9 protein-coding genes are annotated in these 23,733 nt (G+C 62.0%); 3 read left to right on the top strand and 6 right to left on the bottom strand.

The window, feature by feature from the left end; all coding sequences use genetic code 11:
• Positions 1 to 203: 203 nt before the first annotated feature.
• Together IFO71_RS19190 and IFO71_RS19185 are read right to left on the bottom strand one after the other, a co-directional pair.
• Positions 204 to 1,544 (bottom strand): ATP-binding protein, encoded by a 1,341-nt coding sequence (locus IFO71_RS19190; RefSeq protein ID WP_192031297.1) that lies wholly within the window; start codon positions 1,542 to 1,544, stop codon positions 204 to 206.
• Positions 1,541 to 2,281 carry a response regulator gene (locus IFO71_RS19185; protein ID WP_192031296.1) on the bottom strand — a complete coding sequence of 247 codons (741 nt, stop codon included), beginning with the start codon at positions 2,279 to 2,281 and terminating at the stop codon, positions 1,541 to 1,543. Before IFO71_RS19185 ends, IFO71_RS19190 begins: the two co-directional genes overlap by 4 nt.
• 164 nt (positions 2,282 to 2,445) lie before the next feature.
• Between IFO71_RS19185 and IFO71_RS19180 the strand changes: the two genes are divergently transcribed.
• Genes IFO71_RS19180 through IFO71_RS19170 form a run of 3 tightly spaced genes read left to right on the top strand, consistent with a single transcriptional unit; the run spans position 2,446 to position 8,392 of the window.
• Positions 2,446 to 4,059 carry an efflux transporter outer membrane subunit gene (locus IFO71_RS19180; RefSeq protein ID WP_192031295.1) on the top strand — a complete coding sequence of 538 codons (1,614 nt, stop codon included), beginning with the start codon at positions 2,446 to 2,448 and terminating at the stop codon, positions 4,057 to 4,059.
• A complete protein-coding gene (locus IFO71_RS19175; protein ID WP_192031294.1) occupies positions 4,056 to 5,288 on the top strand; it encodes an efflux RND transporter periplasmic adaptor subunit in 1,233 nt (410 codons plus the stop codon). The genes IFO71_RS19180 and IFO71_RS19175 overlap by 4 nt, the downstream gene beginning before the upstream one ends.
• A complete protein-coding gene (locus IFO71_RS19170) occupies positions 5,285 to 8,392 on the top strand; it encodes an efflux RND transporter permease subunit (RefSeq protein ID WP_192031293.1) in 3,108 nt (1,035 codons plus the stop codon). The genes IFO71_RS19175 and IFO71_RS19170 overlap by 4 nt, the downstream gene beginning before the upstream one ends.
• A 453-nt stretch (positions 8,393 to 8,845) precedes the next feature.
• Here the strand turns inward: IFO71_RS19170 and IFO71_RS19165 are convergent, their stop codons facing one another.
• The 4 genes from IFO71_RS19165 to IFO71_RS19150 form a co-directional block, all read right to left on the bottom strand.
• Positions 8,846 to 15,871, bottom strand: coding sequence for a tandem-95 repeat protein (locus IFO71_RS19165; protein WP_192031292.1), 7,026 nt, complete (start codon positions 15,869 to 15,871; stop codon positions 8,846 to 8,848).
• 530 nt (positions 15,872 to 16,401) lie between these two features.
• On the bottom strand, positions 16,402 to 17,088 hold the full coding sequence (locus tag IFO71_RS19160; RefSeq protein WP_225444792.1) for an REP-associated tyrosine transposase: 687 nt from the start codon (positions 17,086 to 17,088) through the stop codon (positions 16,402 to 16,404).
• A gap of 483 nt (positions 17,089 to 17,571) precedes the next feature.
• A complete protein-coding gene (locus IFO71_RS19155) occupies positions 17,572 to 18,384 on the bottom strand; it encodes a hypothetical protein (RefSeq protein ID WP_192031291.1) in 813 nt (270 codons plus the stop codon).
• A 77-nt stretch (positions 18,385 to 18,461) separates the two neighbouring features.
• Complete coding sequence (locus IFO71_RS19150) at positions 18,462 to 22,937, bottom strand: hypothetical protein (protein ID WP_192031290.1); 4,476 nt, start codon at positions 22,935 to 22,937, stop codon at positions 18,462 to 18,464.
• Positions 22,938 to 23,733: the final 796 nt, after the last annotated feature.

Below are 23,733 nucleotides of genomic sequence, written 5' to 3'. Positions count from 1 at the left end.
AGCTACGCGGGACTGCGTCCCGATCTCGCCCAAGTGGGCCCACCACTTGGGCTCGTCGCGCCTTGCACTCGACGCAAAGTCCTCGGTGATCATCCGCGCCCCCTCATGAAATATCCGGGCTAGCGCCCTTGCACTCCGAACGATTGGTTGTGTCCACAGCACTGGAGCCCAGACATACGCGGGTAGAGGTGGTCATCGCAGTGCTAGGACTGTCGCGGCAACACCACGCGCTGCCTGAATCCGCCGCCGGATCGATGGCTGAACTGCAGGGTGCCTCGGTGGCCGAGGATAATGTCGTGGGCGATGGCGAGGCCTAGGCCGGAGCCGCCGGTTTGGCGGCTGCGGGAGGATTCGAGGCGGTGGTAGGGCTTGATTACCTGCTCGTACTCCGATTCGGGGATGCCGCGGCCGTCGTCGTCGATCGTGATGGTGATGGTTTGTGGGTCGGCGCTGAGCGACACCTGGGCACGGTGGCCGTATTGGGCGGCATTGCGCACCAGGTTGCTGATCGCACGCTTCATCAGGCTGGGTCGGCAGTGGCCGAGGATGCGGGCATTCTCGGCACAATCGACCTCGTAGCCAATCAAGCGCAGTTCTTCGCAGACACTGTCGACCAGGGCGCTCATCTCGACGGCGCGACTGGCCTCGGTGGAGCGCGAGTTGGTCAGGTAGGCAAGGGCCGAGGAGGTGACCGCGTCCATCTCATCCAGGGTTTTCAGCATGCGGTCGCGCTGTTCGCAGTCGCTGACGAACTCGGCCTGCAACCGCAGGGCAGTAAGCGGCGTGCGCAGGTCGTGCGATACCGAGGCCAGCATGCGGGTGCGCGCCTCGATGTGTTCGCCGATGCGCACCTGCATCAGATTGAAGGCGCGGATGGTGTCGACAATATCCTGCGGGCCTTCTTCTGTCAGTGCTGCGCCTTGTTTGCCGCGACCCAGCGATTCAGCGGCTGCGGCGAGCCGGGCCAAGGGGCGGGTCAATCGACGCAGGATCAGCACCATGCTGATCGCCAGCAGGGTGGATAACACGCCGGCCGTCAGCATGGCGACGGCAGACCAGGTCGGCAAATGATCGGGCAATCGCAGTTGCGCCCACAGCTGCTGTCCGTTGGGCAGTTCGGCGTGGATGCTGATCACCGGTTTGTTCGGCGGCGGCACTGCCGTGGCATAGACCCGGGCATCGCGCAATGCCGGCCCTGCGCGCTCCAACAACTGTGCACGCAGTTCGTCTGCAAGTGGTAGATCCGGGGCAGGTGGCTGGACTGCATCGGCCGGCAGCAGCAGCATTTCCACCGGATGTTTGCCAATGCTGTCGAGGATGGTGCTATGCAATGACTGTGGCGTGCTCATCATCAGCTTGGCCGTACTGGCAAAGCGCGAGATCGCCGAGTCCTGAATAGTGGCCGCCACCGAGGACAGCCTCACGTAAACAAACAGCGGAAACACCACGATCTGGGCCAGGGTCAGGGTGAGCACGGCCACCAGTACCAGCTGGGTGGTCAGCCGCCGCGGTAGCCATCGGTTAAGAGAAGAGGGCAGGCTCATGCAGGGTCGCGGCTGACATTGGCGGTAAAAACATAGCCGCCACCCCATACTGTCTTGATCAGAGAGGGGTTGGCCGGGTCGGGTTCGATCTTGCGCCTGAGCCGCAGCACCTGATTGTCGATGGCGCGATCGTAGGCGCCGGCTTCCCGGCCCTGGGTCAGGTCGAGCAGCTGATCACGACTTAACACACGGCCGGCGCGCGCGAGAAAGGCGGCAAGCAGCAGGAACTCGTTATTGCTCAGGGCCACGTCCACGCCTTCTGGGTCGGTCAGCTCGCGACGTGCCAAATCAAGACACCAGCCGGAAAAGTGCAGGCGATCCTGTCCCGGCACTTGCCGTTGCGGCTGAGCGCCCTGAGTGCGGCGCAGCACGGCGCGGATACGGGCCAACAGCTCGCGCGGATTGAATGGCTTGGTGACATAGTCATCGGCACCAAGCTCCAGGCCGACAATCTGATCGGTGTCGTCGGACAGGGCGGTGAGCAGGATCACCGGTGGCCCATTGCTGGCAGTGAGATCGCGACACAGGGACAACCCATCCTCGCCGGGCATCATCACGTCGAGGATCACCAGATCAATGCTGGCGTCCTGCAGCACCAGTCGCATTTGCGCACCGCCATCGGCGGCGCTGACGCGAAAGCCGTTGTCGCGCAGATAGCGCGTCAGGCTGTGGCGGATCTCCGGATGATCGTCCACGACCAGCAGATGCGGTGCCTCGGTGGCGGCGTTCTGGCTCATCGGGGCATGATACGGGCCCGCCGGCGCGTCGGGGCAGGGGATTGTCGGCAACTGTCGCGGTCGGCGTGTCCTGCGACAATTTGTTACAAATTCGCTGCCCGCCGACACGAGGCGACGACAGAGCCCGCGTTAAATAGTCCCATCGTGATTGAATTGGTTGGACCATGACAAACCTCAAGGGCTTGCTGATGCTGGGCGCTGCGCTCAGTGTCGGCTGCGCCGCCTTGCCCGAACGCCAGGCGACCATGCCGACCCTGCCGCAGTCGTTTCTTGCCGAAGGCGGCAGTGTTGCGCCAACGGCCTGGTGGCATGCCTTCTCAGATCCGGATCTCGATCAACTGATTGCGCAGGCATTGGCAGAGAACCTGTCGTTGCAGGCCACTGCCGCCCGCTTGCGCGCAGCCGAGGCCGTAGCTGGCGCAGCGGCTGCCGGGCTGCGGCCGAGCCTCACTGCACGAGCCAGTGCCACGCACAATGAAGGCGGTGAAACCACAGGTTCGACCAGCCTGTCGGCGGCCTATGAACTGGATCTGTGGGGCAGGCTGCGTTCCAGCCGCGATGCCGCGGTCTTGCAGGCCGAGGCCACGGCGCAGGAGTTGCACGCGGCGCGCATCAGCTTGAGCGCTGCGGTGGCGATCCAATGGTTCGCCCTGGGAAGCAGTGGCGAACGCCTGCAACTGATCAGCCAGGAGCGTGCCACCTACGAGCGCCTGTTGCGCCTGGTCGAATCGCGCTATCGCAATGGTCAGGCCAATGTGAGCGATGTATTGCGACAGCGCCAACTGGTGGAATCCACCCGTTCGCTTGAGGCCAGCACCGCGGCCGAACTCGGCACCCAGCGCCATGCGTTGGAAGAACTGCTGGGGCAGCCGGCCGGCAGCAGGGCACTGGCCGGCAACATACCGCCAGCCATGTCGGCGCTGCCCCGCAGCGGCCTACCCGCCGACGTGGTGAGCAGACGCCCGGACGTGCAGCAGCGCTGGTTGCTGCTGCAAAGCGCCGATCGCAGCGTGGCCGCGGCGATTGCCAATCGCTTCCCGCAACTCAGTCTGACGGCCAGTGGAACCAGCAGTGATGCCGGTGCGAGTCGCTTGTTCGAAGACTGGCTCGGCTCACTGGTGGCGAACCTGGTGGGGCCGATCTTCGATGGCGGCGCGCGTCGTGCCGAGGTTGAGCGCACGCGCGCCGTGTTCGATCAGCGTCTGGCCGAATACCGCAGCGCCGTGCTGGTCGGATTCCGGGAAATCCAGGATGCCCTGCTGCGCGATCAGCAGCAGACCATTCGGGTTGCCAGCCTCATCGAGCAGTTGCGACTTTCCGACGCCGTGATCGAACGCATCGAACGGCAGCTGCGCAATGGCAGCGCCACCTATCTCAGTCTGCTCGATGCGCAGATCACCAATAGCAGCCTGCGTCGCGAGGTGCTGAGTGCAAGGCAGCAGCATGCTGAACAACGAATTGCATTGTTTCGGGCTATGGCTGGGCCTTTGGCGGATGAGGAAGAGCTTGTGGTGGAACCCGTAGATGAGGATTCCGTCCTCAGACAGGCATTCGAATCCGCCCACAGCGTCAAGCCCCTCTCCCCGTTGGAGAGGGGTTGGGGTGAGGGCCGGGTGTCCTCAAGACCCTGTAGTAACCAATCGCACAGCGTATTCGCACCTTCATCCGCCCTTCGGGCACCCCGGGCCGAGTCCGCACGCCACCTCCGCTCAACTGCTTTCCCCCTCACCCCAACCCCTCTCCCCGTGGGAGAGGGGCTCCGAAGAGCAAGTAGATGAACGCACTTAACACCCCTAACCGCCGCGGATTCTTCGCCGCACTGATCGCCTCCGTTCTGCTCGGCGCAGCATTGCTGAGCTACTTACTGATGGCCACCGCACCGCAGACCGCACGCAAGCCGCCAACGCGGGAGGCGCGGCTGGTCGAGGTGGTTACCCTGCAGCCGAGTTCACAGCAGGTCATGGTGTCGGCCTATGGCGAAGTGGAGGCTTCACAACGCATCGCGCTGTCGGCCCAGGTCAGCGGACGGGTGATCTATCTATCGCCGCAGTTCGTGCCGGGCCAGCGTATCCGCAAGGGCGAAGTGCTGCTGAAGATCGACCCGGCCGATTACCAGGTCGCGCTGGACAACGCCTTGGCCAACCTGGCGTCCGCCGAGGCGGCGTTGGCGCAGGAGCGCGGTAGCCAGGCAGTGGCACAAGGCGACTTCGAAGTGCTGGACTTGCAGGTTGAGCCGGCTGAGCGCGCCCTGATGCTGCGCGAGCCGCAGCTGCAATCAGCGATGGCAATGGTGGCCTCGGCCAAGGCGGCTGTCGCGCAGGCCCGACTCAACCTTTCCCGTTGCGAGGTCACCGCAGCGATGGATGTGCTGGTGGTCAGTCGCAATGTCGGTGTCGGCGCGCAAGTCGGCGGCGCCAATGCCGTGATTGGCGAGGTGGCGGCTGCCAGTCCGTTCTGGGTGCCTCTCTTGGTGCCGGTGGATAGCCTGCGCTGGATCGAGTTGCCATCAAACGAGGGTCCGGGTTCCGCGGTCAGTTTGCGCGATGTCAGCCAGCCCACGGCAGCGCCTTGGACCGGGCGGGTGATTCAACTGTTGGGCTCGGTGGAGACGGCAGGCCGCCGCGCGCGCTTGCTGGTTGAAGTAGACCCGACTTCGTCCCCATCCGAACTGCCGCTGCTGCTCGGCTCCTACGTTGAGGCGCAGATTGCCGGGCGCCGCCTGAGCCAGGTGTTTCAGCTCGATCCGGCCTGGCTCGATGGCGACCGAATCTGGACGGTGCGCGAAGGCCAGCTGCGCGCGGTGGAACTGGAGGTATTGCATCGCGATAGCGGCAAGGTGCTGGCACGCGGCGCGCTTTCCGCAACCGAGCAGGTGGTGAGCAGCCTGCTGGCCAGCGCCGTGGAAGGCATGGCCGTGCGCACTGCGGGTGATGAGCGGCTGCATCAGGCATCCACTGCAGTCACTGCTGGCGCGCCGAGCGCAGCGCCAACCGGTGCTCAGCCATGAGTCGGCCACGTCCGGGCGTCATCAGCTGGATGACCCGCCACGGCGTCTCAGCCAATCTGCTGATGCTGGTGCTGCTGGTCGGTGGCTTTCTGGCCAGCCTGCAAATCAAGAAGGAAGTCTTCCCCGAGTTCTCGCTCGATATGGTGGCGGTCAGTGTCGGTTACCCGGGCGCCAGCCCCGAGGACGTGGAGCAGGGCATCGTGCTGGTGGTCGAGGAAGCACTGCAGGGCATTGATGGGGTAGAGGAGATCACCTCGATTGCCAGCGAAGGCATGGCGCAGATCAATGCCGAACTGAGCGCCGATGCCGATCCCAGCACGGTGTTCCAGGATATCCAGCAAGCGGTTTCGCGCATCAACACCTTTCCGGCCGATGCCGAACAGCCCAATGTAGCGCTGGCCAAGCGGGTTCGCGATGTACTTAACATCCTGATCTATGGCGACACCTCGGAGGTCGTGCTGCACGAACTGGCCGAGTCGGTGCGCGACCAGTTGCTCAGCACCGAGGGCGTCACCCAGGTGGAGCTGCAAGGCAGTCGCGACTATCGCATTCATATCGATGTACCCAGCGCAAGGCTGCAGGCGCATGGGCTTACCCTGCGCCAGGTGGCCGACAAACTCTCCAGCAGTGCGGTCGATGCCAGCGGCGGCAGCGTCGAAACCCGCGCCGGCGAGATCCTGGTGCGGGTGGACGAGCGTCGCGACCTGGCCCGCGAGTTCGCCGACCTGCCCGTGATCAGCGCCGCCGACGGCACGGTGGTGCGTCTCGGCGAGATCGCCACGGTGCGCGAATCCTTCGATGAAACTCAAGACGTCTCGGCTAGTTTCGATGGCCAACCGGCGATCGGTCTGCAGGTGTTCCGCATCGGTGAGCAGACGCCAATCGGCGTCTCCACGGCCGCACGCGAAGCGCTGGAACAGATCCGCAGCGCCCTGCCCGCGGGCATCGATGTGGTGGTACTCAACGATCAGTCGGAGATCTACCAACAGCGTCTTGATTTGCTGATGAAGAACGCCTTTATCGGGCTGGTGCTGGTGTTCGCCCTGATGGCCCTGTTCCTGGAGTTCAAGCTGGCCTTTTGGGTAACCATGGGCATCCCGATTTCCTTTCTCGGGGCGATGCTGTTTCTGCCTGGAATGGGCGCCAGCATCAATATGATCTCGATGTTCGCCTTCATCATCAGTCTGGGCATCGTGGTCGACGATGCCGTGGTGGTGGGCGAAAACGTCTACGAATACCGCCAGCAGGGCATGAGCTTTCTGGAGGCGGCGATCGAAGGCGCTCGCGATGTGGCGGTGCCAGTGACCTTCAGCGTGCTGACCAACCTCATCGCCTTCTTGCCACTGCTGTTCGTGCCGGGCTTTCTGGGCAAGATCTGGGGCGTTATTCCGCTGGTGGTGTGCACGGTATTCGTGATCAGCCTGGTGGAATCCTTGCTGATTCTTCCGGCCCACTTGGCCCATAGCAAGCCGTTGCAGCGTAGTAGCCGTCTGCGTCAATGGCAGCAACGCTTTTCTGCCGGCTTCTCAAGCTGGGTGATCAGCCGTTATCAGCCACTGGTTGAACGTGCTGTTGCGCATCGCTACCTGTCGGTGTCGATCGGTGTCGCCGCACTGTCGGTGGTGCTGGCCTATGCCGCCAGTGGACGGATGGGTTTCGAACTGATGCCGACGGTGGAATCGGATGTCGCCGAGGCGGTAGCGGTGCTGCCGGTGGGAACACCGTCTGATCGAGTCAACGCCGCTGCAAGGCAGATCGAAGCCGCAGCTGCAGCTATTGTGGCCGAGCAGGGCGGCGATGCGCTTTCGCGCGGCATCTTCACCCGCATCAACGAGAACCAGATTCGCGTGCAGATCTTTCTCACCGATGCCACGGTGCGCCCGATCGGCACCTCGGCGGTCACTGACCTCTGGCGTCGGCAGACCCCGGCCATTGCCGATGCCCAGTTCGTGCGCTTCGCCGCCGACTCCGGCGGGCCAGGTGGCGGGCCTGCACTCACCATCGAGTTAAGTCATCGCGATGTGGCGGTGCTCGATCAGGCCAGTAGTGCCTTGGCCGCTGTGCTCACCGAATACCCAAATGTGGCCGATGTCGACGATGGCTTTCAGGCGGGCAAGAATCAGTTCAATCTGACCGTGCTCGACGCTGGGCGCAGCCTTGGGTTGAGCGCTCGCGAAATCGCTACCCAAGTGCGCTCGGCCTTCTTCGGTGCCGAAGTGTTGCGACAACAGCGCGGCCGCAATGAAGTGCGGGTACTGGTGCGTTTGCCGGAAAGCGAACGCGCCGAAGTCAGCGACGTGACCCGACTGCTGATTCGTACCCCCGCCGGCACCTATGTTCCGCTCGACACGGTGGCCAGGATCGAATCCGGCCATGCCTATGACACCATCAGTCGACGCGATGGACGACGCACCGTACAGGTCAGCGCTAATGTCACTCCGCGCAGCGAGGCCAACCAGGTGTTAACCTCGGTGCAGGCCGAGATCCTGCCTCAGCTGCAGCGCGATTTCCCGGGCCTGAGCTACAGCCTCGAAGGGCGCCAGGCCGATATGCGAGAAGCCATTGCCTCGCTGGCGCTGGGCTTTGTGCTGGCACTGGGATTGATCTACGTGTTACTGGCCATTCCTTTCGCTAGCTATGTGCAACCAGCGATCGTGATGTTCGCCATCCCGTTCGGCGTATTCGGCGCCATCATCGGCCACGTGCTGATGGGCTATTCGATGAGCATCATCTCGATCATGGGCATCATCGCGTTGTCCGGCGTGGTGGTGAATGACTCGCTGGTGATGGTGCATTACGCCAACCAACGCCGCGCGCTTGGCGACTCCGCCTTCGAGGCCATCGTCCACTCAGGCGCGCGTCGTTTTCGTCCGATCCTACTCACCACACTCTCCACCTTCGGCGGTCTGGCGCCGATGATCTTCGAAACCTCAAGACAGGCTCGCTTCATGATCCCGATGGCGATCTCGGTTGGCTACGGCATCCTGTTCGCCACCGCCATCACGCTGTTGTTGGTGCCGTGCCTGTACATGATCGTTGAGGATATTCGTGGCCGATTGGGAATGGGAGCGCAGCTGTTTGAGGCGCCCGAGGTGCGGGCTTAACACAACGGTGGGCGGCGCGCTCACGCGCCAAAGCCGTTGTAGGGTGGGCCGTTCGACAGGCTCACGGCAGGCCTGTGGCCCACCATCGCGACGATCGGAACTGCGGCAATACACCAAACGCGCGACGGTGGGCGGCACGCCCACCCTACGAAGCGATGCTCGTTCTCGATGCCCTTGTAGGGTGGGCCGTTCGACAGGCTCACGGCAGGCCTGTGGCCCACTATCGCCGTCCTGTGGCTCACCATCGCGACGATCGAAGCTACGGCAATGCACGAAACGTGCGACGGTGGGCGGCACGCCCACCCTACGAAGCGATGCTCATCCGTTCTCGATGCCCTTGTGGGGTGGGGCCGTTCGACAGGCTCACGGCAGGCCTGTGGCCCACTATCGCAATAATTGGACGCGAGGTGGTGGTCGGCCCGCCCACCCCGCCCCCAATCTTTGCATGCCCACTCAGGGCGTGGGGCAGCCCGCCGAATCCAGGAACAGTCCGCCATCATCCAGTGCGGTGATGGTGCCGGTAAAGTTATTGTTGGCGTTGAGGAAAGCGGCAACTGCGGCGGCGGCGCTGTTGGCGCCCAGTCCTTCGATGAAGTAGGTGCCGCCGTTGTCGCGTTCCACTTCGATTTCGCGGTTGGCGCTGTTCTGGGATGCCAAGGCACCGCTGGCATTCATGTCAAGACAGATGGTGGAGCCTGCGTCTTCGGCTTCCGCATCGAAGCTCTGCGCGCTGGCATTGCTGTGATTGAAAGTGTTGCCGATCACGGTCAGGTTGCCGGTCGTGTTGTCCTCAATATCGATACCAATCACATCATCGGTGGCCGCCGAATCCATCGAGAAGCTGTTGTTCTGGATCAGGGCGTTAAGGGAAAACGCAGCACCGCTGCTATCGCGGGTCTGCAGGAACAGGCCACGATCGACATCGCCCTCCGAGCCCGCCTTGAATCCGACCCGGTTGTTGGTGATGATGAGGTCTGAGTCGCTGGTGCGATCGCGCAAGCTGACGAACATTCCTTCAAACTGGAAGGCATCGATATCGTCAATGTCGTTGTTGTCGATGGTGAGGTCGATCCGCGCGGTCTTGCCGATGATCGGCTCGGAAACAATACCGAGGCCATTGCGGCGACCATTGGTGTTGTGGATCACGTTGTTAGCAAAGCTGCCCCTGAGCTCACCCCCGTTGGTCTGCAAACGGACTACGCTTTCGTTGCCCAGTGGCGTGGTGCTGATCTTGATATTGCTGAACGTATTGTTGTTGATATCAATCGTATTGATCGCACCGTTTTCCGCTGAACCCACAAACAGGCTGTTGGCTCCAGTGGCCCCCGCCGCATCGCGGAAGATGCTGTTGCTGACATTGGTGAACACATCGCCAGTGGCACCCGTGCTTTCCCCCGCCGTGGTTTGCAGCGCCTCGCCAGCCAAGCCGAAGAACTCAGATCCATTCTGCACATTCAAGGTCATGTTGCCGCTGCCACGCGTGCCCATGAACACAAATGAGGCGAGCGTGGTTGAGGTGTGGAAGTCGCAGTTGTCGAACGTGATGCCGATCAGCGTCTGATTGCTGTTCAACATCAAGGCGCCGTGCTTGTTGGCTGTATTGACCTGGGTGATCGCGCAGTTGATGAACGAGTGGCTACCGGTCAGCTCGGTGCCGCGGAAGCCGTGGCCACCCGGGGCACTGATGGTCAGCCCGGTGACCTGCAGACCTGCACTGAGCGAGCGGGCGTCGATACCGTCGCCGCCGACATTGCTGATACTGCCGCCACCGATGGTGAATAACCCACTGTTCCCGCTCAGATAGATGCCATCACCATCGCCCTCGTTGTCCGGGAACAGATCAGCGCCAGGATCCGTCTCGGCGATGGTCGTGGTGGCATTACTGATCGTGGTGCTGGCGAAACTGATCGTGGCTGGATTGTTGTGGGCACGAATGCCATAGCCGCCGACACCGCCTTGATTGGGAATGGTGGTGGCACCGAAATCCACATCACCCTGGATCGCTGCCAATAGCACACCCGTATTGCCGCGGTTGTTGATGGTCACCGAGCCAAAGTCGATGTTCGAGCCGGCGCCGGCAGTGTCTATGCGAATACCTTCATTGGTGCTGCCATTGATCTGCGTCGCGCCCGTGACGTTGAACACCGAGCCAGCGCCGAGATTGCTCAGATCGATGCCCTGTGCAGTTGAGTTGGTGACCGTCACGGTCTGCAAGGTGAAATCGATGGTGGTGGCGTTGATGTCAACGGCTGCACCGCCGGTGCTAGCGATGGTATTGGTGGCGCCTGCCACGTTCAGCGTGCCGGCAGAATTGGCGGTGATGGCCGTGCCCGAGGCCGTGGTGATAGTTAGCTGATCGATGGTCTTGCTGCCCGCCGTGTTGACCAGCGACACACCAGTCGTGCCACCGCCGGCGTTGTTGACGCTCAGCGATTGGACATTGGCTACCAGGGTCGGGCCATTGATGTTCAGAGCGTGACCGCTCACCGCATCCAGCGTTACCGACGATGTGTTGCCGCTATCGAGGTTGAAGGTCATGCCACCGGTCGCCGAAATCGCATCGGCACCGCTGATGAAGATGTCGGCGTCGGTGATGCTCAAGGTGCCGGCGGTGTTGCCCGACAGCGTGATGCCTTGGCTGCTAACACGCGCACCGCTGGTGCCGGCGTCGAGATCGGTGACTTCGATGGCGCCGCCACTGACATTCTGCACCCGCACGCCCGATGCCGATCCGGATGCCGTCAATGTTCCCGACAGCAGTTGCACAGTGCCGCTGCTCATTCCATTGACGTCGAACACATAGCCGCTGCTGCTCTTGCTGATGCCGCTGCCGTTGACTGTTGCAGCGATGTTGCCTACGTGGTTGTTGACGCTGAATGCTGCGCCTGTGGTGCCCTGGATGGCGATGCTGGAGAAGGTCAACGCCCCACCCAAACGATTAGCTATCGAGACGCCCGCTGCGCCAGAGGTGTTGACGTCCACCGAGCCGAACAGCAGGTTGCCGTCTCCACCGTTCACATTGATGCCAGCGCCGGTCACGTTATCGATGTCGAGACTGCTGAAGTTGAAGGAGCCAGCCGATCCGTTGCTGATATCCACGCCCTGAGTCGTGCCATTCAAGCTCACGGCGGCATTGAACACATAGCTGCCATCGGCGTTGTCAAACACCAGGCCCGAACCTGCGCTGCCGCTGAAGCTGCCAGTGTTGAAGGTCAGGGTGCCGCTGGGGTGGCCATCGACCAAAAGCAGGTTGTCGGATGCATTGCTGATCGATCCGCTGTAGGTGAGATTGAAGGTGCCGCTGACGGTGTCTTGATCAACCACCACGCCAGCGCCCGCGGTATCGGCAAGATTGCCGCCGCTGATCGACACCGAGCCTTCCAGATCATGGAAATACAGGCCGTCCGCGCCGCCGCCGGCAACGGCCAGGGATGAGATCGACGCGCTGCTGGCTAGCGAATCGAGGCTCAGCCCAACACCGTTGGCGGCGCTGATCGTGGCATTGGTCAGGTTCAGGCTCAGCCCGACCGAGGACGCCGGAACACCCACTGCGCTGCCGACGGCGAGCAGGCCGCTGGCACCATGCGCAAGCAGGTTGTCGGCAATGACATTGCCCTCGATCGCATTGCCGGCTTCGCCGAGTTGTACGGCCACCCCGCCTACCGGGTTGCCTGCGCTGCCCACGGTGAACGTGCCAAGGTTCACCGCATCGAAGCCTGGGGTCGAGGTGTTGGCATCGAACACACTGCGCAGGGCAACCAGCCCGTGGCCCACGACATCGCCACTGATCGTGTTGTTATGCAGCGCTAGGACCATCGGCTGCCCAGCGCCACCGCTGCCGTCGATTCGAATGCCGGATCCGGCAGACGAGTTGATGCCGCTGTTGTCCGACATCGCCACCAGCAGGTTGCCGGTGCCGCTGGTGGAGGCCGTGATCGCGTCGGCGCTGGCGTTGATGGGCCCGACATCGAACACGGCGATACTGCTGAGACCACCTCCGCCGTGCTGGGCATCGATGCCGCTTCCACTCGCCGCGGTGATCTGACTATCACTGAGCGTGACGTCGAATGCATTGGCGCCTGCCGATGTCGCGTTCACGCCATCGCTGCTGCCGCCGCTGGTCGTGAGGCTCAGGCCGCGGATCTCGATATCCAGCAGATCCGCTGCAGCTGCATCGACGGTGACCGCATGGCCGGCGCCATTGCTGAGGCTGGCGTAGTTATTGGCAGTCGAATCGAACAGCACGGCCGGCGCTGCATTGCCATTCAGCGCCACGTCGATGCTGAAGTCGATGCCTTCGCCGATCAGACGTTGTCCGTCCTTGAGCGCGATGCCGGCATTCTGGCCGGTGTCGCCGCCATCGCCGGCGAATACGAAGATGGTTTCGTCGGCGCTTGAGGCCGTCTCAGCTTCGGCCAGCGTATCGAAAGGATCAGACGAGCGGCCATCGCCGCCGACGGCGTTCAGGGGTTCATTGGCAGGGTCGTTGTGCACGAACCAGGCCAGCTCATCGACAATCTGAATGCTCACGGTGGCGGTGGCCTGGGCACCGGCGCTGTTTTCGATCGTATAGGTGAAGGTATCGGCCGCGATGTTGCGGCCTCCCAGCGGCGGCTGATAGACGAAGGCGCCATTCGCACTCACGGTCACCGTGCCTGATTGTGTGGTGCTGCCGCTTAACAGGGCGGTTCCATTGATGCCGACGACGCTGAGGCTGCCCATCTCGATCGGATCGCTATCGTTGGCCAGCAAGCCTGTGGTTGCACTGACCTTGGCCAGGCTGGTTGCGATGGCGCCGCCGGCCACGAGTTCGACATTGCCGATGGTTTGGTAGCTGGCATCGGCCGTCGCCACCGGGGCATCTGCCACGCTGTTGACGGTAATGGTGAACTGCGCGGTGCCCGAGCTGTCGACGCCGCCATTCGCCGTGCCACCGTTGTCCATAAGAGTGACCGACACCAGGGCCGAGCCAAAGGCATTGGCGGCCGGCGTATAGGTCAGATTGCCTGTGGTTGCATCGACATCGGGCTGGGTGGCAAACAACGCGTTGCTATTGTTGTTGACGACAAAACTTAACATCTGGGTCGTGCCATCACCGTCGTTGATGGCCGTGGCCCAGCCGGTCACGTTTTGTGCGCCGGCATCTTCGTTCACTGCCTGATCGGCGCCGGCGACGAAGCCCGGTGCATCATTCACTGCCGTCACGGTGATGATGAACATCGTCGTGGGCGAGGTATCGCTGCCCCCGCCGGCGGTGCCGCCATCGTCCATCAGGGTCACCGAAACGGTGGCCACACCAAAGGCGTTGGCCGCCGGTGTATAGCTGAGGTTGCCGGTGCTCTCATCGACATCAGGCTGTACCGCAAACAGGCCGTTGTTGTTGTTGCTGACATTGAAGCTCAGCACTTGGGTGCCGCCGTTGTTGTCGCTGATGGCGGTGGCCCAGGCGGCTACCGTCTGAGCACCGGCATCTTCCAGCACGCTTTGATCGGCTCCGGCAACGAAGGAGGGCGCGTTGTTCTGGGTATCGATCGAGATGGTAAAGGCGATCGGCTCAGACGCATTGACGCCGCCATTGGCGGTGCCGCCATCATCATTGAGCTGCAGATTGATAGTGGCGATACCGCTGGCCCCAGTGGCCGGCGTGTAGGTTAGATCACCATTGCTCGCATTCACCGCCGGTGCGAAATCAAACAGGGCAGGGTTGGAGTTGCCGACCACCGAGAAGAACAGGGCCTGACCGGCTTCATCAGCGGGGCCGGCCGAGATTGCCGTGGCCCAGCCGGCAACGGTTTGTGCGGTCGCCGCGCCGCTGAGGTTCTGATTCGCGCCCGCAGTGAAACTCGGTGCATCGTTGACCGGGTCAATAACGAGCTGCACCGTCGCAGGCGCGCTGGTTCCTACGGTGTCGGTCACGGTAACGGCGAAACCATCGTTACCGTTGAAATCGCCGTTCGGGGTGTAGGTGACGGTGGCGCTGCTATTGCCGGTAGGGACGATTGCGCCCAGGCTGCCCTGTGTCGGCGTCGTGCTGATCGCAAAGGTCAACGGATCGCCAACACTCGAGGTTCCACTCAGATCGACCACAACCGGCTGATCTTCCAGGGTGGTGTCCGTACCTGCGTTGGCCGTCGGGAGATTGCCGTCGGTGACAACGATTGAGAACGATTGAGTGGCGTTCGCCAGCCCCAGATCGACTACTTCCAGCGTCACTGGATGATTGCCCACCTCGGGCGCTCCCGGCGTGCCGGACAGCGTGGCGGTGCCGTCACCGTTGTCGGTGAAGCTGAGCCAGGCGGGCAGGGTAGTCGCAGTAATCACGCGGGTGTCGCCGGTGTCCGGGTCCTGCGTTACCACGCTGTACTGATAGGGTTGGTTGCGCGTCGCTGTCAGCAGCGGGGTAGATTGGAAGCTCGGCGCATCATTGAGGCCATGGATGGTGATCGTCACCGTCGCGCTATCCTGGCCGCCTCGGCCATCACTGATGGTGTAGTCAAAGCTCTCGCTGGCGGAGCCGCCAGCCGCCAGCGCGTCGAAACTACCTGCTGGGTTATAGCTGAAGCTGCCATCGCCGTTCTGAGTCAGACCGCCCGCCAAGCCAGGCGCTGAAAAGCTGATCACGCTGAGCGGATCGGAATCGCCATCACTGTCATTGGCCAACACCACCAGATTCGCTGGCGTGTCTTCGTCGGTGGCGAAGGCGTCGTCTACCGCTTGCGGGGCCTGGTTGTCGATGTCGGCGAGGTCGACGCGGAAGTACAAGGTGCCGCCTTCTTCGGCCGCGAAAGCGGCGACGATGTCGACATCGGAGCGGGCGCCGATCGAGTCACCGGTCGGGTCGGCAGTCGGGTTGATGCCGGCCCAATCGCCGATCAGGCCATCGAGCATGAAATTCATCGCCGATACCGCGAACGAAATCACCAATAAAGCCACCACCGCCACGCCCGGATGGCGGCGGATCACCACAAAGGCGATCGCCGCGAAGAGCAACACCAAGGCGCCGCCCGCCAAGGTCGACAGAGTGGGAATCATGGTCGGCGCTGCCAGGGAGCCCAGTAGCACGCCGGAGAGCTGATCAGCCGCCGCGCCACCCTGGGTGCCAACATGGATGTTCAGCGGCGCCGAGCCGGCTCCCGGCAAAGCCAGCTCGCGCTGCACCGCCAGCTCGACAACATCGGCGCCGCCGATGCCAAGATCCATACCCACCGCGTACCCGCCCGGGTGCACCGTGGAAGGCGCAGCAAAGCTGCCGCTTTGGCAGCGCTCCAGCTGCACGCCACTGACCTGCAGCGACACCGTGTCGACATTGGCCGTGAGCCGCGCCTGCACATTTGCGATCAAGGGCAAACCCGCATCCACCTGGGCAGAGCACCCTGAACCGACATCGGCGCGGCTCAATAGCACCTGCACATCCACCGACTGGGCGGAGCTCGCGAAAGGCAAAAGCAGCAGCAGCGCGAACAGAAGTCTCGGCATCATTGGAGCTCCCGGCGAATGGTCGGAAAGCCGGCTCCGCCGAACGCCATCGCGCTCAGTCCTGAGCCAGCTATGAAGTGGTCCCCGGTGGAGAGAGTAGGCAATTCAAGGCCCACCTTTTGTGAAGGTGGCATCACGGCCTTGGCCCGCCTTCCTAGAGTCGTAAGGATGGGCCTGTGGCCCACCATCGCCACGATCGGATTCACGGCGATGGATGCAGCATGCGACGGTGGGCGGAACGCCCACCCTACGAGGCAGCGCAACGTTATGTGTAGGGTGGGCCGTTCGACAGGCTCAGAGCAGGCCTGTGGCCCACCATCGCAACGATCGGATTCACGGCGATGCATGCAGCATGCGACGGTGGGCGGCACGCCACCCTACGAGGAAGCGCAACGTTATGTGTAGGGCGGGCCGTTCGACCGGCTCACGGCAGGCTTGTGGCCCACCACATCGCCACGATCAACTCCATGGCGACGCAAAGAGACATACGAAGATGGTTGGGAACCCCGACGAGGCGTTGCCAATTGCCGCCTCTACTCCCTGGCTTTCAACCTGCTTACCGGCTCCTCAACTTCACCCCAGTTCTGCGGCAGCTTTCCCTGTTCCACGTACCGATGAAAGCTGGAATACCGCCAATCTGCCACCGTCTTCGAGCAGCCATGTTTCACCGGATTGTAGTGAATGTAGTCCACATGACGAGCAAGGTCGTTCTCGTCGCGAATCAAGTGATCCCAGTAGCGGCGTTGCCACAGACCGCGCTCGCGCTTGTCGCGCAGGCTGCGCGACACTGCGGGTCGACAACTCACGCCACGGCTAAACAGGCTTTTGATCTGCCGCCAGCGAGTGGCATTGTCAGCGTCGCCCGGCGGTAGTTGCCACACGCAATGCAGGTGATCAGGCAACACCACGATCGCCTGAAGATCAAATGGCCGGTCACGCCGGGTTCGCGCAAACGCCGTGCGTAGGTCGGCAATATGGTCGGTGAGAAGGCTGCCCTCTCGATCACGTATCGCGACGGTGAAAAAGTGGCAGGAGCCTGGCAGCCAGAGGCGTTGATATTTGGGCATTCGAACAGCATGCGCATGGCTCGTTTCGTGGTCGATCAGACTTAGCCTGAATTCGAAGTAGTCCTGCTCCGCTTCGTAGGGTGGGCCGTTCGACAGGCTCACGGCAGGCCTGCGGCCCACCATCGCGACGATAGGATTCACGGCGAAGGTCAATACGCACGACGGTGGGCGACACGCCCACCCTACAGGTCGGCGCAACGCATTGTGTAGAGCGAGCGCCATCGCGGCGTTGCGGGAGAGCCGTTCGACAGCATCGTAGGGTGGGCCTGTGGCCCACCATCGCAACGCCAGGAACCAAGGCGATGCACGAAACTTGCAACGGTGGGCGACACGCCCACCCTACGCCAAGGCGGTTGTGGGGTGGGCCGTTCGACAGGCTCACGGCAGGCCTGTGGCCCACCATCGCGACGATCGGATTCACGGCGAAGGTCAATACGAACGACGGTGGGCGGCACGCCCACCCTACAGGTCGGCGCAACGCAAAGGGCGGGCCCCGGCCCGCTATCGCAGCATTTTGCCAAGCGGCCATCTGACCTCACCGTGCGCACAACCTACAACGGCGGGCGGAACGTTACCCTTCGAGTCCGCGCAATGCCTGGCATGTGCTGGCCCACCAACCACAATCACCACATGTAATTACGTTGTGGCCTCCCGCTTGGCGCCGAACACAGCAGAGCCGACCGCCATGCCGCGTAGCAAGCGAGTGATCAGACCTAGCGACTCCAGTGATCGCAGGGCGCCTTCGCTGGCATCGGAGCGGTTTTCGATCCATTCGCTGATATCGATGGCGCTCAGTTTCGAGCTGTGTGCGCCAACCGGGCCGTCGCGACCCAGCACCGGGCTGCCGCCATGTGGCAGCTTTGTGTCACGCCCACAATGCAGGATCACCAGTCGACCGATCGACTCCAACGCCAGCGCCCCGCTGTGATAGGGGCCGTGGCTCGGCGAAAAAAAATCGGCCGGCAAATCCGGCGCCACCAGCACCATTGTGGCAATCGGAGGAGTCGCATCTGCAGAATTGCTGGATGTTAGCCTCGACTGAAACCGCCGCAGTGCAGCGATGCAAGCTGCCTCAACGGCTGCCTGAACGCTGCTTCCGATAGCGACTACACTGACGCGGGAGTCAGGGTTTGCCATGGAGGAACGCGGAGCGTCGAGTGTGGCCGGTGGCGCCGGCTGCTCCGACGTGACATTCGCATCCGCGGCCGTCGTCACCAACGTGACCTTCGCGGCTGCGGAATCGTCATTGCTGCCCTTGCTCATGGCGAGGGCTTCAACCAGCTGCCGGCAGTGAGATTCGCCAGTCTCCACGCTTGTGTACAGCAGTACTTTAAGATCGTTCACGCTCATTCGTATCGCCCCCTGGCCATTCGCAGAAAAAGCTCCGTCCGGGAGATCTTCCAACGCAAACAGTCGCGGAAAATCCGCGCCTCCTTTGTCGGACGTCAAACCGCATCCGTTTGACCTCCGTGCGGGCCATCCTTGGCGCGCAAACATTCGGCTGTTGAGTGAAGCCCCGCAGCCTGTCAGAACCCAAGAATCGCCGTCAGCGGGCCGAGCAAGCCCGCGCCCCATGCGAGTACGCCAGGAACTTCCAAGACCATGATCGCGGCCAGGAAGGCGAACGCTGGTGTGAGCAGTGCCATGATCAAGGGCCAAGACAACTGTAGGTGCTCGTCGGTATCGCAGAGCAAACGACTGACCACACGAGAGCGCTCCAGTCGCAGCAAGGCATAGGCGCTCAACAGTGACCCCATAACGAGCATGGCCAGCGTGAACAGCAGGATGGAGTCACGTGATGTGACGGGATAGGCATAGCCCAGCGCGACCAGCAACAGTGCCTGACCAAAACCAAGGTACAGCCCATGTCGCAGGCCCTGAACCATGTCGGCCAGCACCGCGCTGATCACCGCCCGGCTGCGAACTCCATCTTCGTACTGCAAACTGATCGCCCGAAGATCTTTGCCAATCTTCTGTGCAAGCTCAGTGTCGCTCAGCGGCCTGGAATCAGTGGGGCCAGCGAGCACGGTCTCGGCGAGCCAGCGGAAGTCGCTCTGAGCGACCAGCATCGGCGTTGATGAAAAATTCGGATGAAGCCAAGTGGCACGAATATGATCATCGGACGTGCCTACATAGCTGCAGTCCGTGCCCGACTTCCCTCCATCGGCCGGCGAGTACATCAACGCTGCGGCCGGTAGCTCGTCCCAGCTAGGCAATAGTCGCGACTGATCGGGCGCAACACGCGCCCGATAGCGGTGCACCACATGCTCAATGCGAGACTCGCAGCGCCAGATGCACTGCAGCCAAGCGGCGGCGATTGAGAAGCCGATCACCATGCCCATGGCCATCAAGAGCTGCCCGAACAGGAACCAATACTCAGACGCGCCGAGCCAACTCATGCGCACCCAGGTCTGTGGGTCGATGGAGCCAAACGGAGTGGCTACTACCCAAGCCCATGCCAGGCCGGCAATGGCCACCGGTGTGAAGATCAATCCGTTGCTGATCTCCAAGGGCAACACAAGAAGTTGCCTCGAAGAGCCAGGAGGCGAGCCCATGTAGCCTCGCATCCGCCCTAGACGACGTGCAAATAGTAGGATCGAGATCAGCAGGAATGCGGCGCCCGCCGCGACTAGCACCTGAGCAAGTGGAGCACTGATTCCCGAGAGCAGATCAGGGGCAGTGGAATCAAGTGACTTGCCCGATTGAACTCCACACCCCACCAGCGCGAAACCAGCCAACAAGGTCAAGGAAAGAACTAAGGCCGCAAGGCCGCGCACAACGTCCGTACCCAATGTGGGGCCTTGCAGCTCGCGCGAAATCCACCAGCTGAGCGGCAGCCATTGCATGTCGAAGACGACGGAGCGGCGCAGAACCAAAACCAGCAGGTGACCGGCCAGCAAGACGAGCGACAAGCCCAACAGCACGGAGGTCCACCCAACAGAAGTCCGGCCAACCGATTCGCCACTCATTGAATCGATGTCACGCGAGATATCAGCAAGTCCGTGGCGAGTCGGGGTGTAGAACGTCAAAACGCCTGGTCGGAAGGCGCTCGCACTCGGCTGTAGATTGCGGATGATCTCGAACAGGCTTGCATGCTTGTCGGTGGAGAAGTGACTTACCTGTGACGCGCCTTTTCTTCCTTCTCCTCCTTCTCTTCCATCTCTAATCTGCAGCTTGCGTGAGCTGAGAATCAATGACCCACGACTGGCATGCGCTGCGCTGGAGTGCGCCATCAGCACGTCTGCCTCCAGATCCACCAGCAACGCTTTGGGTGCTGCAGTACGCAGGCGGTCAAACAGGAACAGACGGTCTCGGACGTCGGTCGCGGCCACCACGATCAGACGAGGTTGGCGCGCTGTCACTTCACGCAGCGATGCCTCCAGTTCCATTTCTGCACTTGCCGTGGTGAGTGGCGAACGCTGGCTATCGGGAAACTCCGAACCATTCTCGGAGCCATCAGCCAGGGAGAGCTCGGTTTCCAACTCGGGAAGCCCAAGCGCATGCATGGCCGTGGATTTCTGCTTTCGACTGCGTTCGCGCGCCCCGAAACGGATGTCAGCGATATTGGCAGGGAAGGGAATTTCCAGGGCACGGCCGCAGAACTTGTTTCGGTTGGTGCAAGTTTGGTTACCCGGATTGCAGTCGGGAAGTTGCCGCGGACAAATCCCGCTGCCAAAGGTTGAGTCTTCAGCAAAGAGCACAACGCCCTCGTCGCCGCTTTGCTCGCCGAACCGGTCCTCCAGTTTGGCGAGTTTCTCGTCGTCGGTGACGGCCCAAGTCTGATAGGTGATTGAACCGTGTGCTCGATCGTTGAGCCGCGCATTCGTGGGATTCGTTGTGGCCGGCGAGTGCACGCTGAGCTGAATGTCGTTCCAGATTGTCTTTTCGGGAGCCTTTTCTGACCCAGGCTCGCAAGTCGGCTGCCTTGTTGGACTGCCGTCCTCAATCCATTTGCGCAGGCAGTCCGGGGCATCGCGAAGCAAATCGCTGATTCTCTTTATCAACAGGTTTCGCTGATCACGGCCCGAACGGGATCTTGTAAAGCCCTCGCAGACGTGCGGCGAGCTAGAAATGCCAAGCGCACGGCCCGCTACCCGCGATGTGGAGGACCGATCGCAACCGGTCGCCTTCCAGGCTCTGGCACCATGATGGTTCAGACCTAAACGATCAATTTGCTCGAAGAAGGCTGGTGCTCGTTGGTGTAGTGTCGCGAAGCTCTCAGCCGAAGGGGTACTTCTCGCGATCGAAAGAGCTTCTCGAATTGAGTTCATCGAACCCGAGAAATGGGGGCCAATGATCAACAGCCGGTTGGCGGTCGTCTCTTTCTCATTGCCCTTATTGACCTCCTTGCCCTCTTCGCACTGCGCACCATCCGAACCCGATCCACCCCATCCGCCCGACGCCCTTAGACGCACATGCTTTGGCGTAGGTGTATCCGCAGCCTTAGCATTAGTCTTAGTCGTGGGTCGCGGTGAAACCCGGTTCTGTGCCCGTAGCAGTGCAGCAACCAAGGCTTCCCGTTGTACGCCAAAGCTCGCTGTTTCGCCGACCACGTACAGCACTCGAATGCGCGTCGACGGCTGAGGCGTCGAAGGCGCGGAGTCAGCTCCCTTCGCGCAAACACTCTTCTCAGGGACACGCCAGTCATCGGCGCGAAACAACAGCACGCCGTAACGTGAATCCGACTTTGCCTCGCTTGCGCTGGACGAGGCATTCGGGTCGCGTTCGCGGGCCTCGGACTCGTTGATGTACTGCTGCCACGGCACGGCATAGCGATCGAGCACAAAGCCCGCTCTCAGCATGCCCTGCATCACGGTAGATATTGTCAGGTCATAGTTACGTCGGTGTCGTGGTACCTGTGGATCGGGCACAAGCAGTATTCCGTACTCGAAGGCAGAGGCAGAGGGGTAAAGTTCAGCGAAGTCGCCGGCAGGATCCACCTGGCGAGCCACCGATCCCGGAGCCAAGGGCCGCGTGCCCAACACAGCGCGTTCAATGGCGTCAGCAATGATCTGGGCCGATGTCAGCTGAGCTTCTGCCAGCTCGCGGGCCGATTGTTCCTGCGACTCTGCAATCGCGTTGGTCGCCTTGGCAAGATTGATCCTCGACTTGGCTGGCTCGTTCTGATTGTCCCCAGACGGTTCTTGATCAGAGCTGGAATCGTCTTCCTTTTTGAAGGAAAGCTGATCAGCAATCTTGAGCTGTGCTCTCGCCATTTCCTCGGCGCCGATGACAGTGGCTATCGACGTCGTTTCCGCGCCGGTTTCAACAGCGTTTGCAACTTGATTCAATGAATGGCCGACTACTGCTGCGTTCTCGGTGCTTCGCCGCGCTGAATCCTTGGTGGCATCCGCCTGAGACTGCAGCACTGACTGATTGCGATGCCACAGCGTGAAGCGTTGTCCAGCCCAATCAAGGCAGTTGCCCGGTGAGTTGCAGGACGCATCGTACAGCACGCGATGAAACTCCCGGGCGATGGAGAGCTTGGAGTCTTCGTTGATGCTCCCCGCGTAGCGGTTTTTCGGCCCTAGCGGGCTTGGTGATTGCTCTTCTGGTGCCTGATGCTGTTGTGGCGCTAGTTGCGACTCCAATTTCAGCGCCAAATGCCGCAGCCACTCGCGTCGTTCTCCTGAGCGATGGGCAGAGCATTCTTTGTCATCTGCTTCACAAGCTCTGGTGCACAGCTTGCTGGCCGTCTTGAAGCATTCCATTGCCGCCTCGCACACTCGGTTGCGTTCCGTATTGGCCAGCGCGGTCAAGTAGGCCGGCAGAGTGTTGGCGGCATGCACCGATTGCTCCTCGCACTCCACCACCGACGTGCATTGAGCGCGCAATTGCGAAAGGCTCTTGGTGCACTCGGCAAGGGCCGCTGGCGACACAAGAAAGGTCAGGGCGAGTGACAGCCATCGCAGCAGCCAAGCAGCGCGGCGGGTTGTGCCGTTTGCGCGAACATCACCCATCTCGACCAATGCAGCCTCCCCACGCTGAGCAACGTCGGCCAAGCCCCCGTCACCCCGCGAGCAGGGTTGTGGGCTTGTATGGGCGCACAACTCACGCCGAAAGTCTCTCCCCGAATCCATGCCATCACAGGGGAACAGAAGCGGCAAGGTAAATATTTCACACATCGTTTCGCCTAGGTCATTTAGCGGCTTGCAGAGTGCGATTTAGCCTTCATGCGCGCCAAATGAAAGTGGCATCGAAACTATGAGCAGTGCCAGCCAGCTCAAGATGGAGTCCAGTGAACCTTGTCGTGACTGGATTCGCTCGCAATTCGAATCAAACGCCGGTGGACGCGCATCCACCCAACGCAAGGCGGCACGAAGCGCAAAGGGCGGGCCCAGGCCCGCCATCGCAGCATGTAAGCTTGCGGCCGCCTGCCATCGCAGCGTATTGCCCCGCAGGCCGCCTGACCTCATCGCATTGCACAACCTACGACGGTGGGCGGCACGCCCACCCTACGAGCCAGCGGAACGCAAAGTGTAGGGCGGGCCCCGGCCCGCCATCGCAGCACGTAAGCTTGCGGCCGGCTGCCATCGCAGCACATAGCCCCGCGGCCGCCTGACCTCATCGCATCGCACAACCTACGACGGTGGGCGGCACGCCCACCTGACGAGCCAGCGAAACGCAAAGTGTAGGGCGGTGCGCATTCCACGCAAACCGGTCACTGATTCCATTGCATGCCGGTCACCGATTCCACGCGATGCCGGTCATGGATTCCACGGCATGCCGGTCGGGGGCGGCGGGCGGTGGAAACATCGCTTAGGAATCGAATCGGGTCAAGTGTGGGTTGGGGTCGTT

This window comes from Pseudomarimonas arenosa, assembly GCF_014841215.1.
Classification (GTDB): Bacteria; Pseudomonadota; Gammaproteobacteria; order Xanthomonadales; family Xanthomonadaceae; genus Pseudomarimonas; species Pseudomarimonas arenosa.
This window is presented reverse-complemented; position numbering and strand designations above follow the sequence as displayed.